The organism is Kocuria sp. WRN011 (assembly GCF_002295155.1).
GTDB lineage: Bacteria > Actinomycetota > Actinomycetes > Actinomycetales > Micrococcaceae > Kocuria > Kocuria carniphila.
The window spans coordinates 21052-34857 of the sequence record NZ_NSGI01000004.1 but is presented as its reverse complement, the minus strand read 5'-3'; the positions used below and the strand labels follow the sequence as shown (position 1 = coordinate 34857).

The 13806-nt window shown below is 63.5% G+C and carries 10 protein-coding genes and 1 tRNA gene; 3 read left to right on the top strand and 8 right to left on the bottom strand.

Annotated features, from left to right (window positions below):
• The first annotated feature begins 27 nt into the window (after nucleotides 1-27).
• The 3 genes from CKW39_RS06420 to CKW39_RS06410 are packed head-to-tail and all read left to right on the top strand — an operon-like array spanning nucleotide 28 to nucleotide 5763.
• Nucleotides 28-1266 carry an exonuclease SbcCD subunit D gene (locus CKW39_RS06420; RefSeq protein WP_095797327.1) on the top strand — a complete coding sequence of 413 codons (1239 nt, stop codon included), beginning with the start codon at nucleotides 28-30 and terminating at the stop codon, nucleotides 1264-1266.
• Between the two features lie 12 nt (nucleotides 1267-1278).
• The gene (locus tag CKW39_RS06415; protein WP_095797326.1) at nucleotides 1279-4452 is read left to right on the top strand and encodes an AAA family ATPase; all 3174 of its coding nucleotides are present in this window, start codon (nucleotides 1279-1281) and stop codon (nucleotides 4450-4452) included.
• A 9-nt stretch (nucleotides 4453-4461) separates the two neighbouring features.
• Nucleotides 4462-5763: an MFS transporter gene (locus tag CKW39_RS06410; protein WP_143469946.1), complete on the top strand. Its 1302-nt coding sequence runs from the start codon at nucleotides 4462-4464 to the stop codon at nucleotides 5761-5763.
• Nucleotides 5764-5851: 88 nt separating this feature from the next.
• Here the strand turns inward: CKW39_RS06410 and CKW39_RS06405 are convergent, their stop codons facing one another.
• The 8 genes from CKW39_RS06405 to CKW39_RS06370 all read right to left on the bottom strand — a co-directional run bounded on the left by CKW39_RS06405 (nucleotide 5852) and on the right by CKW39_RS06370 (nucleotide 13777).
• The gene (locus CKW39_RS06405; protein WP_173674290.1) at nucleotides 5852-6535 is read right to left on the bottom strand and encodes an MBL fold metallo-hydrolase; all 684 of its coding nucleotides are present in this window, start codon (nucleotides 6533-6535) and stop codon (nucleotides 5852-5854) included.
• Nucleotides 6532-7629, bottom strand: coding sequence for an S-(hydroxymethyl)mycothiol dehydrogenase (locus CKW39_RS06400; RefSeq protein ID WP_095797324.1), 1098 nt, complete (start codon nucleotides 7627-7629; stop codon nucleotides 6532-6534). The genes CKW39_RS06405 and CKW39_RS06400 overlap by 4 nt, the downstream gene beginning before the upstream one ends.
• 48 nt (nucleotides 7630-7677) lie before the next feature.
• Nucleotides 7678-8469 carry an alpha/beta fold hydrolase gene (locus CKW39_RS06395; RefSeq protein WP_129701924.1) on the bottom strand — a complete coding sequence of 264 codons (792 nt, stop codon included), beginning with the start codon at nucleotides 8467-8469 and terminating at the stop codon, nucleotides 7678-7680.
• An 8-nt stretch (nucleotides 8470-8477) separates the two neighbouring features.
• A complete protein-coding gene (locus CKW39_RS06390) occupies nucleotides 8478-9602 on the bottom strand; it encodes a YihY/virulence factor BrkB family protein (protein WP_095797322.1) in 1125 nt (374 codons plus the stop codon).
• 136 nt (nucleotides 9603-9738) lie between these two features.
• Complete coding sequence (locus tag CKW39_RS06385) at nucleotides 9739-10185, bottom strand: MarR family winged helix-turn-helix transcriptional regulator (RefSeq protein ID WP_254049312.1); 447 nt, start codon at nucleotides 10183-10185, stop codon at nucleotides 9739-9741.
• A gap of 241 nt (nucleotides 10186-10426) precedes the next feature.
• Nucleotides 10427-11911: a malate:quinone oxidoreductase gene (locus tag CKW39_RS06380; protein WP_095797320.1), complete on the bottom strand. Its 1485-nt coding sequence runs from the start codon at nucleotides 11909-11911 to the stop codon at nucleotides 10427-10429.
• A 115-nt stretch (nucleotides 11912-12026) separates the two neighbouring features.
• Nucleotides 12027-13643, bottom strand: a complete 1617-nt coding sequence (locus CKW39_RS06375; protein ID WP_254049311.1) for an ABC transporter substrate-binding protein — start codon at nucleotides 13641-13643, stop codon at nucleotides 12027-12029.
• 49 nt (nucleotides 13644-13692) lie between these two features.
• Nucleotides 13693-13777, bottom strand: a tRNA-Leu gene (locus CKW39_RS06370).
• Between the last annotated feature and the right edge of the window lie 29 nt (nucleotides 13778-13806).

Sequence of the window (13806 nt, the reverse complement as noted above, 5' to 3'; positions counted from 1 at the left end):
TCGGGGCGGGCGGATAGATTGACGATCATGAGGTTTCTACACACGTCCGACTGGCACTTGGGTCGCACCTTTCACGGCGTTGACGTCCTGGACGTCCAGTCCCGGGCCATGGACGAGATCGTCCACTGGGTGACGGAGCATCGAGTCGATGCCGTGCTGATTTCCGGTGACGTGTACGACCGCGCTCAACCGCGCACAGAAGTCGTAGAGCTGCTCAACACCACGCTGGCCAAGATTCGGCGCGCCGGAGCGTACGTGGTGGTGACGAGCGGAAATCACGATTCAGCCGCCAGGCTCGGTTTCGGCGCGGAAATCATGGCCCACGGTGGCGTGTTCCTCCGGACCCGCCTGGATCACGCCTCCCGCCCGGTGCTCTTCACCGAAGATGAGTCGGGAGTGGGAGTCACGGACACGGCGCTCTCGGGTGGTACCGGGAGCTCCGAGAAGCAGGGAACGGCGGAGTCTAGCCAGGCAGGAGAGAACGCGGTTGCGGTATACGGCATCCCGTACCTGGAACCTCGGTCCGTGGCTCCTGGGTTGGAGTGCCAGGCCACGCATCAGGCGGTTCTCCAGACCGTTGCACGTACTACCACGGAGGACCTCGCGCAGCGCCGCGACACCAGAGGTGTCGTGATGGCGCACGCCTTCGTCACGGGGGCGGCGGCCACGGAGTCCGAACGCATCATTGATTCCGGCGGTCTGGGCACGGTGAGCGCCGATGTCTTCGATTCCCATGATTACGCTGCACTGGGACACATCCACAGACGGCAGACCATTCGCGAGTCCGTGCGCTACAGCGGGTCACCCGTGGCGTATTCGTTTTCGGAAACCGGGCAGTCCAAGGGAGCCTGGCTCGTGGAGTTCACGGCCGGGAATGAACCGGAAGTGCTACCTCTCGATCACCGGGCGGGCCTGCACCTGGCCCAGCTGCGCGGTCACTTGGAGGACTTGCTGCGCGATCCCGAGCACTCAGATGCCGAGTCGGCATGGTGCCAGGTGGTCCTCACCGATTCCGAACGACCAGCAGCGGCCATGGATCGAATTCGCACCAGATTCTCCCAGACCGTGGAACTTCGGTGGGAGCCGGAAGGCGGCCGGGCGCAACCCCAGCTCAGTTACAGTGCCCGCGTGAGAACGGCCGAAAATCCGGAATCACTGTGCGCCTCGTTCTTCGACCACGTGAGACAGCGGTCCGTGACGGATCCGGAGCGCGCGGACATTGCCGCTGCAGTGGGTACCGCACAATCGGATGCACGGTCGGAGTAGGCGGAAACTAATATGAAATTGCATCGTTTGGAGATCACCGCGTTCGGCCCGTTTGCCGGTCACGAAGTGGTGGAGTTCGATCAGCTCAACGAGGCCGGGGTGTTCCTGCTCAATGGCGAGACGGGTGCCGGAAAGACCAGTGTGCTGGACGCGATTTGTTTCGCGCTGTACTCATCTGCTCCCACCACCGTGGCCATGGGTGGGCGGAAACCGGTCCACAGCGATCACGCGGAACCGGACACGGCCCCATTGGTCGAACTGGAGTTCTCATCGGGTGGTCGGCGCTGGTGCATCAGCCGTTCGCCCGCCTGGAGCAAACCGTCAAGCCGGGCGGCGTCGGGCTGGACGGAGCTGCACGCCAAGGTGCTGTTGCGTGAATGGGTGGACGGCCAGTGGCTGGAACGTGGTCATCGCCCGGACGAGGTGGGGCAGACCATCGAACACGTGATCGGGTTGAACCGGGAACAATTCACCCAGGTGATGATGCTGCCGCAGGGCCGGTTTGCGCAGTTCTTGCGGGCCGGGTCCAAGGAACGGGAGAAGTTACTCGAGACCCTGTTCGGAACCGATATTTATCCGCGCATTCAGCAGGAACTCAAGGACCGGGCCGCGAACAGTCAGGCGGAGCTCGATGCTCTCCGGGTCGAGCAGCAACGGGACCTCGAACGCGTCACGCAAATGGATGCGCAGTTCGGAGAAGTTATCGGGGGCTTGCCATCGGGAACGGTGACAATTCCCAGGTCCCCTTCCCACGGTGCTGGTGCTGAATCGGCCGAGGACTCCACGACCGTCTCAGAACGGGAGCTGGACGATGCACCGGCGGAACACCAGCCGGTCACGGTCACGGACCTGTGTGAGCGCCTTTCCACGGCCGCGCGGGAATTGGACTCCGCCCGCGAAGCGATTTCGGTCCGGCAGGTCCGAGCCTCGGACAGGGCTCGGGAACTGGCTCAGCGGCTTCAGAACATCGAGCGCCACGATCGACTGACGGCAGCCCTCGAGCAGCTCCGCTCAGAAAAGGACACGGTCACCACTCGAGAGGCTGCGCTGACGCGGCACCGGGCGGCGCAGAAACTCAGGGGTTTCGTGACGTCCGTCGAGACTGCCCGAGCGGCGTCGGAGGAGGCCAAGAACTCGTTCGGGACCTCGCGAGAAGTGTTCTCGGAGACCTCATCCGATCTCGAACGGTTCCGGAGAGTCCTCGGGACCGCGACCATGGCGCTGGATGAATGGATCGACCACGGTCAGGATCTGGCTGCCGTGCGTGACGCGGCTGTCAGCGCTCGCCAAACGGCTGAGCAGGCGTTGGACGTCGACGCATCTGTCGGCTCGGCGCAACGCGCTCTCCGCGAGGTCGAGCACCAGGTGACGCAGCGAAGCGCGCGGCGACGAAGCGTCGAAGACCGCTTGGACGGCGCCGTCGAACAACGTGTTGCGGTCGAGCAGACCGCGACGGAACTGCGGTTGGCCACGCAGGACGCGGGAATGATCAGGGACCGTCACTCTCGAGCTCAGCAGACGCTGAAAGCGTCGGAAGAATTCCAGGGCCTGGCTCGGCAACGTGATGCCCAGGGGGAGCGCTACCGGACGGCCGAGGACAACCGCCGCGCGGCGGCCCGCCGCGTGGAGGACCTCGAAACCCAGCGCTTCGCCTCCGCGGCGGCAACCCTCGCTGCCGCCCTGCATAACGATGCACCGTGTCCCGTGTGTGGCTCCAGGGTGCACCCCGAACCGGCGGATCAGGAACAGGGCCAAGATGTCACGGAACACATGCTCACCGCGGCGCGATCCACTCGAGACCAGGCGCAGTCCGCAGCAGATCAGGCACATGCCAGCTGGCAAGAAGCTCAGCACCGCGCGGCGCAGGCACTCGGAGCGGGTGCGCAGGAGGACATTGATTCCGCGCGAGAGACGGCCGAGAAGTACGCCGCGGCGGTTCGCCAGCTCGACACGCACCTCGAAACTCTCAGCAAGACCGAGCAGGAACTGGCCGAACTGGATCGGAAGATCCAGGAATCCCGGGACACCTTGCGGGAAATCGAACTGCAGGCCGAACGCGATGAAACACGCCGGGAATCGTTGAGCATCCAACTCGACCGGGCCAGCGAGCACTTGGAGCGCGAACTGTTCGGCTTCGAATCGGTGAAGCAGCGTATGGGTGCGGCTCGGGATCTAGTGGCCGCAGTGTCGGAGGTGGACAAGGCCCAACGGCGCGTCGACCGCGCAGACCAGGAGCTCGACTACGCGCGGCACACACTGGCATCGGAACTCGAGGACTCACCCTTCGCCAATTCCCAGGAGGTCAACTCGGCACTTGTGGATCACACGCGGGCCGAGCAGATCGAGACCTGGCTCAACGAGTATCGCGAGCAATGGGGAAAGATCACCGCAGAGCTCGCCACGGAGGTCATGACCGCAACGTCCCTGTTGACCCCGGAGGAACGAGCGGAAACCACGTCCGAAACGGTGATGCACGCGAAACGGACCGGCGAGGAACTGGCCGCACAGCGAGATCACATCACGGCGGTGTCGGGAACGGTTGCCGCGTTGAAGCGTTCCGCGGTGGACCTGTCGCGTACTGGCGGGCAACGCAGCGAAGCCCTGGCCCGTGTGCAGGAACAGGCCGAACGGCTCGCAGGCCTCTCCGCGGTGGCCAACGGGCTCTCCACCGACAACAGTCTTCGCATGACACTCACCTCGTTCGTGCTGGCCGCGAAATTGGAACACGTGGCCGCCGTTGCCTCCGAACACCTGCAGCACATGTCCTCGGGTCGTTTCAGCTTGATCCACACGGATCAGGCAAAGGGCGGCGGGAAGGCAGGGCTCGGCCTGGAAGTGGATGATTCCTGGACCGGCATCAAACGCGGAACGGAAACGCTGTCCGGCGGGGAATCGTTCTTCACCTCTTTGGCCCTGGCCCTCGCGCTCGCAGACGTGGTGCGAGCTGCGGCCGGCGGTCAGGACATGGACACCTTGTTCGTGGACGAAGGCTTCGGTTCCTTGGACGAGGACACCCTGGAACAAGTTCTGGAGACCATTGACGGCCTCAGACAGAATGGGCGCGTCATCGGTCTGGTGTCCCATGTGGCGGAGATGAAACAACGCATCGGTACTCAACTGGTCGTGACCAAGACTCCCAAGGGGTCACACCTGCGCGTCATGACCGGTCTGGAAACGAACGCGTAGGCTGATGCCGTGAGTTCCTCAGTGCCTGCGCCCTCGCCCATCACCTCCAAATCGGCACCTGAGCTGATCAGAGATGTCCAGGTGCTCAACGGGCTGGGTGGGCGCGGCCTGACCTGGATCACGTTGGCGCTGCGCCTGCCGCAAGTGCTGGCCCCGCTCGGCGTGATTACGTGGGTGGCAACCCAGACGGCTTCGCCCTGGGCGGCTGCCCTGAGTTCCGCAGCAGTGTGCCTGGGGAGTGCACTGTGCGGCGTTCTCATGACCTTCTTTGTCAACGTTCCCTGGCGGCAATGGGGCATGGTGGTGCTGGCACTGCTGCAGGGCATGGTCATGTGGCTGCTGCCGTTGGCGCCCATTGAATCCGTGCCCACGGGGATCGACAGTCTGGGAATGTTCCTGCCGTTCTTCTTCGCGGGTTTGTCGTTGGCCCCGCAGGGCCTGGTGTGTCGAATCCGCTGGAACTCCCTCCTGGAACATCGCCAACGCGCGGATTTGTTGCCCACTGCCATGCGAGCGGAGTCCGTGAGCGAGGCCATGTCGGTGGTCACCGGTGCCGCTATCACCGGATTGATCGCGACCACGGCCGGTCCCCAAACGGTATTGCGTGTTTCCGCTGTGCTCTCGGTGGTCATGATCACCATCTTCATGCTGCACCCCTCCGCGAGGCTCAAACAGCCGGTTCTCACGGTCTCGCTCCGGGATAGTTCGGAGCGGCTGCAACAGGCCCGACGCTGGTCCGCTCAACGATTGCGCTCCATGTTGGTGGTCGGTTGCGGTGGGCTCGGCGCGTTACTCGGGGCAATCCAAGGGTGTCTGGTGGTGTTTGCCGTGTCGGTGGACATCGTGCCGTCAATGGGTGCCCTCTACGCCTTCTTGGGTCTGACATCCGCTATCGCAGCTGTGGTGACCGTGTCCTGGCGTACCAGGGTCCGTCCGTGGAATCTCTGGATCCTCTATTCCACGGCCGCCCTCTTGGCTTCCATGATGTTGTCCACGCCGTCCGGGGCCTTCGGATTCGCAGTGGTGCTGGCCTTGATCGGATTGTGCATCGGTCCCAGTCTGCTGTGTCTCTATGGACTCGCGGCGTATGCCGCACCCGAGGACATGTACATCGGGCTCGTCTCGAGGATGACTGCGGCGACCTCAGCCGGTATGGCCCTGGGCCTGGTGCTCAGCGCGTACTTCGGCGTCCGCTACGACTACATTTCGGCCGCGCTCGTGCCCGTCTCGGTGGCATTGATTCCCTTGGCCGGATCCCTTGTGTTCATCTACATCTGGCGTAGGTCACCGCTGTCCAGCCCGCACACCTGAGACCGACGGCCGCGATGGCAGAGAAAACAGCGCTGCAGCCGACGATCGGCTGCAGCGCTGTTCGCTACCTGGCACCGAATGAGCGGGCTCAGTGCCCGCGGGCAATCCATTCGCTCACGTGCGGCTTCTCGTCGCCCACCGTGGTGGAATCCCCGTGACCGGTGAGAACCCGGGTTTCCTCCGGCAGGGACAGGATGCGTTCCTGGATGGACTCGATGATGGTGGGGAAGTCCGAGTAGGAACGACCCGTGGCGCCGGGGCCACCCTGGAACAGCGTGTCCCCGCTGAACAGAACTCCATGGCCGCCCACCTCGGGGCCGTAGAACACCACGGAACCGGGGGAGTGGCCGGGAGTGTGGAGCACGGTCAACGCGGCGGTTCCGGCCACGATCTTCTGGTTGTCCTCCAGTGGCTCGGGTTCGGGGCCGTCGGAGAACACCTTGCGCCACAGCACCAGGTCCTCCGGGTGCATGTAGATGTCGGCGTCCGTGTCGGCCAAGTCCACGAATTCACGGACCGCGGCAATGTGGTCATCGTGTCCGTGGGTCAGCAGCGCGTGGGTGATCGTGCGGCCGGCCACGGCGTCGACCACGGCTTGTGGATTGTGCGCGGGATCGATGACGGCGCATTCCACACCGTTGCCGATGATCCACACGTTGTTGTCGACCTCCCACGTGCCACCGTCCAGGCTGAACGTTCCGGAGGTGACGCAGTTGTCGATCCGCAGACCGGTTTCGTCGTCACTGAGGATAGTGGTCGGCTGTTCGCTCATCGGGGCATCTCCACTACAGATCGCAGGACCTTACCGGCCTTCATGGTCTCGAATGCTTCGTCCACCTGGTCCAGCTCGATTCGTTCGGTCACGAACGCGTCAAGGTCCAGGCGGCCCAGCTTGTACTGGTCCACGAGCATGGGGAAGTCACGCGATGGCAGGGTATCCCCATACCACGCCGATTTGATGGAGCCGCCGCGGGAGAAGATCTCGTCCAGGGGCAGTTCAATGGTCGTTCCGGGATCGGGCACGCCCACCAGAACCACGCGTCCGGCCAGGTCACGTGCCTGGAACGCCTGCTTGAACGTGGGCTCGATGCCCACGGCGTCGATGACCAGGTCAGCACCGTTACCGTCGGTGAGTTCCTGGATGGCCTTCACCGGGTCGTTGTTCTTGGAGTTCACGGTGTGGGTCGCACCCAGTCGCTTGGCGGTGGCGAGCTTCTCGTCGTCGAGATCGACAGCGATGATGGTCGTCGCCCCGGCCAAGGCGGCACCGGCGATCGCGGCGGTTCCCACGCCGCCGCAACCGATCACGGCCACGGACTCACCGCGTTTGACGGCACCTGTATTGATGGCGGCACCGATACCCGCGGTCACGCCGCAACCCAGCAGGCCCACAGCCGCGAACTGGTCGTCCTCGAGGGGTGTTTCCACGCGGGTGCACTGCCCGGCGGCCACCAGGGTTTTCTCAGCGAACGCGCCGATACCCAGGGCCGGCTCCAGCTCCGTGCCGTCTTCCAAGGTCATCTTCTGGGTCGCGTTGTGGGTGTTGAAGCAGTACCACGGTTCACCCTTCCGGCACGCCCGGCATTCGCCGCATACCGCGCGCCAGTTGAGGATCACATGATCGCCTACCTCGACCTCGGTCACACCCTCGCCCACGGCGCTGACCACGCCCGCGGCCTCGTGGCCGAGCAGGAAGGGGAAGTCGTCGCTCACGCCGCCCACCTTGTAGTGCAGATCCGTTTGGCACACGCCGCACGTCAGCACGTCCACGAGCGCCTCTCCGGGCCCCGGATCCGGTACCAGAATCGTTTCCACGGTGGCCGGTTCGTTCTTGGCCTTGACCACTACACCTTTAACCTTGTGCATCTGTGTGCCTTCCTGTTGGCGTGTTCCGGGCATCACATCCAGCTTATGTCAGGCACCGTGGGAGGCACCGGGAGTTCGCCCCGGGAGGAACCGCACTGCGGTGTCGCGCACCCGTTTGGAGGTCACCACGTTCACGTGGTCGCGTTTCGGTTCCACATGCACCTCGGTGGGTGGTTCGCTTTCCCCGGTCCGACGACGCCGCCGCGCCGCCAGGAACACGGCGTGGTCACCGGGAGTGGACCAGGCGTCGTCGGCGCCCGAGAAGAGGAGCGCAGGCTGGTGGGGTACAGCGGCGTCGGCGTGGAAGGGATCGGAAACGAGGCACCTGGCGAGGTGACGCTGAGCGGGGTCGACCAGGAAGTCTGGTGTCTCGAGTACGGCGGTCAACCGATCTACCATGCTGAATCCGCCCAGGACCAAACGCGAAAACCGGGACGGAGCCGAGGCTGCGCACTGGTACAGCAGCTGGGCACCCAAGGAATAGCCCACCGCAACCACCGGGTCGCTGGAGATCCGCCGCGCATGTCCGATGATCTCCGCGCACAACGTCTCCCTCGTGATTGAGGGAACGGGTCTGACCATGCCGTGCGCGGGCAGATCCACGGCCCACACGTGGAACCCGGCCGTGCCCAATGACCTGACCCACCGTGTGGCCACCCAATTGGCGGCGGAGGACGAGGCCAAACCATGGATGAGCAGCACGCTCGGTCCGGGTGTGGTAGTCAGCTCCCGCAGGACGGTGGCCGTTGGCGTGTCAGCCGTAGTCGGGTTAACGGCCGAAGCCGGTTCATCGCCCAATTGAGGGACGTGCGAACCGGCTTCGATCCGATCTTCGGACATGCTCACCGTTATTTGTCCGAGCTCTTGGAATCCTTCGAGTCGTTGGAAGAACCTTCAGAGTCCGACGAATAGTCGATATGGTCGTGCTGCAGACGCAACTTGCGACCCTCGGCTTCCAGCTTCTCTTCCTTGGCCTCGAGCTTCTCGGTCTGGCGGACGTCACGCGGGGGCAACTGGATGGTGCCCTCGGCCCGCAGTCCACCCTGGAGCTGGCGGCCGCGCTCGACCTCCGCATCGACCTCCGCACCTAACAGGAGCACATTGTTCATGATCCACAGGCCCAGCAGCAGGATGATCACGGAACCGATGATGCCGTACGTCGCGTTGTAGCTCGCGAAGTTGGACACGTAGAAGGCGAAACCAACGCCGGCCAGGATCATGACTACCAGCGCGATCACGGCACCCGGGCTCATCCACCGGAACTTGGGCTGCTTGACGTTGGGGGTCGCGTAGTAAAGCAGCGCGATCATCAGCACGAGCAGGAACAGGATGACCGGGAGCTTGGCCCAGTTCCACACCGTCACGGCGGTGGAGCCCAGGCCCACCAGGTCACCCGCGGTCTGAGCTATGTCACCGGAGAGCAACACCATGAACATGACCAGCGCAACAATGAGCACCACGGCCAAGGTCACCAGCAAAAGGACGGGCTTGAGCTTCAAGAAGGGACGGCCTTCGCTCACCTCGTAGATGCGGTTCATGGCGCGACCGAACGCACCGGTGTAACCGGAAGCGGTCCACAGGGCACCAGCAACACCGACGACCAGGGCCAATCCGGCACCGGACTGGGTGGTCAACTGCGAAATGGGCCCGGATAACAGGCTGACCAGTTCCGCGGGCGCGTACTGCTCCAGGAAGTCCAGGATGGCCGTGGTAGTGGCCTCGCCCTGACCGAACACGCCCAGCAGCGAGACCAGGGCCAATAGCGCCGGGAAGATCGACAGCACCGCGAAGTATGTCAGGGACGCGGCCAGGTCCGTACAACCGTCTTTGCTGAATTCCGAGATGGCACGTTTGAACACGTATCCCCAGGACTGCCCCTTCAGATCAGTGGGGGAGTCAGGCTTGGCGTCATGGTCCGGATCCGGGGCCGCGTGATCGCGGCGCTGCGTGGATTCAAGGTTATGGTCGCTCATCGAGCAGTCCTCTCGAAGAAATATGTCGCTGGTGCTGATGACAGTTCTTCGACAGTCTACTGAACCGGACGTGCTGGATCGTGCGCCGCGCGGCTCGCGACTGCCCTAGGACCGCGTGATACCGAACTCACCGTTCCTATTGGGACAGGGACATCGAGTACTGGTGGACACGTTCGTTCAATCGGGTCAGCACACGGATCTCTTCAGGATCGAGCGCGGTGCTGATGAGTTCGGCAACCATTTGGTCATGGCCTACAGAAATGACTTCGTACAAATCGGAACCCTCGTTAGTGAGTGTGACGCGCACACCCCTCAGATCTTGAGCGTCCTGTCGTCGGCTGACCAGGCCTTTGGATTCGAGCCGCTCCAGCATCCTGGACAGGCTCGACTGGGTGAGCAGCACATGGCTGTTGAGATCGCGCAGCCGTAGGCCGCTCCGATCTGCGGTGTACAAAGTTGCCAGAACTTCGAACTCTCGGCGCGACAAGCCGTGCAAATTCACGTTGCGTTGCAGCACCCGGGTCACGGATACGTGGCAACGGCTCAAGGCCTCCCACGCTTCGATGCTCCCTCTAGATGGCATAATTCCCCCTTTAAACGTCCACCCCCTATGGACGTTCTACCAATGCTACGAAACCGTAGACGATGCTCCTGTGTCGCAGATGTCCACATTTGTGACACCCGGTGGTAACCCTGTCCACGTAAGAGTGCACATCCTGGATCTCGAACGGCACGTGGAAATGACACGGGAGCATTTGTACGAAGTGTACAAATGCTCCCGTGAATTCACAGCCCCCACCCGGGCTGCTGGGTGAATCAACTAGTCAGCGGATACCCAACACTTTGGACGTGTGGCCCACGATCTCGTCAGCGAGCTGCGGATTGTCATTGAGCTTCACACCGTACGCGGGAATGAGTTCCTTCAGGCGGGGTTCCCACTCGGACACCTTGGAGGGGAAGCAGCGCGACAGCAGGTTCAACATGATGGGCACGGCGGTGGACGCGCCCGGGGACGCGCCCAGGAGGGCACCGATGGAACCGTCCGCGCTGGTCACCAGCTCGGTACCGAACTGCAGCACGCCGCCCTTCTGCGGATCCTTCTTCATGACCTGAACACGCTGACCGGCCTCGATCAGGTCCCACTGGCCGGCCTCGGCGGTGGGGTAGTACTCGTGCAGGGCGTCCATGCGCTGGGAGCGGGTCTTGGTCAACTCGCTCACGAGGTATTTGACCAGGTCGAGGTTGGCCAGGCCCGCACGGGTCATGGGGTACAGGTTGTGGGCGCGCACGGACATGGGCAAGTCCAGGAAGGAACCGTGCTTCAAGAAATTCGGCTTGAACCCGCCGTAGGGACCGAACATCACGGCTTTCTGGCCGTTGACGTAGCGGGTGTCCAAGTGCGGCACGGACATGGGCGGTGCGCCCACGGAAGCCTGTCCGTAGACTTTGGCGTTGTGCTGGGACGTCACGGCGGGATCGGTGTTGCGCAGGAACAGACCCGAGACGGGGAAACCGCCGAAACCCTTGGCTTCCTTGATGCCGGACTTCTGCAACAGGTGCAGGGCGCCACCACCGGCACCCAGGAACACGAACTTGGCGTGGATGATGCGATTGTTGTCGCTGTTGAGTCGGTCCTCGACCTTGACCAACCACGAGCCGTCCGACTGACGGTTCAGGGTGGTGACCTGTTGGCCGTAGCGCACCGTGGCGCCCTTACTGGCCACGTGGTCGATCAGCTGATTGGTCAGCGCACCGAAGTCCACGTCGGTGCCTTCCGGGGCGAAGGTGGCGGCCACACGCCCGGCACCGCGACCGTGCATGGTCAGCGGAGCCCAATCGGCGATCTGGTCACGGTCCTCGGAGAACTCCATTCGTTCGAACAGCTTGTTCTGCTTGAAGGAGTCGTAGCGAGCCCGCAGGTAGTCGGCGTGGTCCTCGCCGAACACCATGGAAATGTGCGGGACCGGGTTGATGAAGCTGGAAGCGCCCTTGAGTACACCGTTCTCCACGAGCGTGGACCACAGCTGGCGGGTCACGTGGTACTGCTCGTTGATATTGAGTGCCTTCTGGGCGCTCACCGAGCCGTCTGCGGCCTGGGGTGCGTAATTGAGCTCACACAGTGCCGCGTGGCCGGTACCGGCGTTGTTCCATGCGTTGGAGCTTTCCAGCCCGGCGCGGTCCAGACGCTCCAGGATGGTCATGTCCCAATCGGGCTGCAGATCCTTGAGGATGGTCGCCAATGTGGCACTCATGATGCCGGCGCCAACCAGAAGAACGTCGGTGGATTCGGTGGGCTGAGCTGAAGTCAATGTGTCTCCCGGAATGCGTTGCGGGCGCCTCGGTGCGCCGCGTGAGGTTCGCATCCAAGACTATCCCCAGCCCGGGAGGATCACCGAATAAGGTTCCTTACGAACTGCCGGTCCGTCAGCTGTTACGCAGGGTCAGGTCGTTGAACAATTCGTGACCGGTGGACGTCAAGGGGAACGTTTCGACCCGGTTGTTGACCGCCACGGCGGAGACCGGGTGGGCCAGTGGGACAGCCGGCAACAACTCGGAAACGCGGTTGTTCAGGGCGCGGTATGTATTGGCTCGAGCGGCATCTCCGGACATGGCGGCAGCTCGATTGACCGCGGTGAACAAGCCCGGGTCCCGGACGCCGAGTTCTGCATTGGGGGATCCGAGCAGGGGCCCCAAGAAATTGTCCGGGTCGCGGAAACCACCGCTCCAGCCCAGCAGACTGAGGGCGTGAGGTGACTGTGGATCCGTGACCTTCTGCACGTAGTCGTCGTCCCAGTTCACGGCCACCGGGTCCAGATTGAATCCCGCCCGTGTCAGTTGGGAGGAGATCATCGCGAAGACCTGCTCCGGTTGCTGGAGGTACAGCCGCGACGTGTTGCGCGGATAGTAAAAGGTGAGCGGGGCGCCGTCGTAAGTGGAATCGGCCAGCAACTCCCGGGCACGCTGGGGGTTGAAGCCGGGGACCTTGAGATCCTCGCCGTCCACATTGAAGCGCGCGGGGATGAACTGATCGGCCACATTGGTGCCGTTGGGAAAGAGCTCGCGGGCAATGGCACCGCGGTCGATCGAGGCCGCGATCGCACGGCGCACCTTGATGTCCCGGAGAATTGGCACACGCTGATTGATGCCCACGTAGGACACCGAGTAGGGGTCCCGGAAGAGCACCTGCGTGCCACTGCGCGCCAGGGGAGCGAAAGCGTCGAGGCCAACCTGGTCGTAGGCGTCCACCTGGCCCGAGACGAGGGCCGCGTAACGCACCTTTGGGTCAGGGATGCTGCGGAACTCCACGGTGCCCAGATGACCAAGTTCTCCCCAGTAGTCCGGATTGACGCTGAGTTGGACGGACCGCGCCTCGGCGGCGATGAAGCGGAACGGTCCGGTCCCCACGGGATGGACGTGTGAGGTACCGGAGGTGATGGCCTCCGGCGAGGCAATGCCGAACGACGGCTGGGTCAGCGCGTGCAACAAGGGATAGTAGGCGTGCCGCAGAACAACTTTAACGGTGCGATCGTCGATGACCTCGCAGCCCTCGTAGCTGGACGATATGGAAGGCTCCGAGTTCCCGTGGCGGAAGACGGTGGCAAAGGATGTGCGGGGTGCCCAGGGTTCTTCCGACTCGGCCTGTGCGCGCCACTTGTCGAAATTGGCGCGCACCGCGTGCGCGTCGAGTGCGGCGCCGTCGTGGAACGTGATGCCTCGTCGGAGCGTGAAGGTGACGGAACGATCGTCGTCGTTGGTCTCCCAGGATTCGGCGAGACCGGGCTGTGGTTCTCCGGTTGAGGGATCGGCCTTGACCAGCCCCTCGAGGATCTGTGCGGCAATGCGCGACGTCTCCACGGAATTGCTGATGGACGGATCCAGAGTCGCCGGTGCTGCAGCCTGGGCGAACACGAATGACGCATCGGGCGCGGCAGGGGAGGAACCCGATCGCGGATCGGACGAGCCGCAGCCTGTGAGCACCACTCCCAGCCCGGCCACGGCCAAGAAGCCGCGACGACCGATCTGGAAATCCGAGGTGCTCAACGGAGCTGATCCTTTCACCGAACGACAGCTGAACCGGAGCTATCCGGGATGGTGCGCAAGACGGGAATCGAACCCGCACGCCGTGAGGCACAGGAACCTAAATCCTGCGTGTCTACCAGTTCCACCACTCGCGCAGCTCGCGCGGGGGTCGCCCGGCGAACGT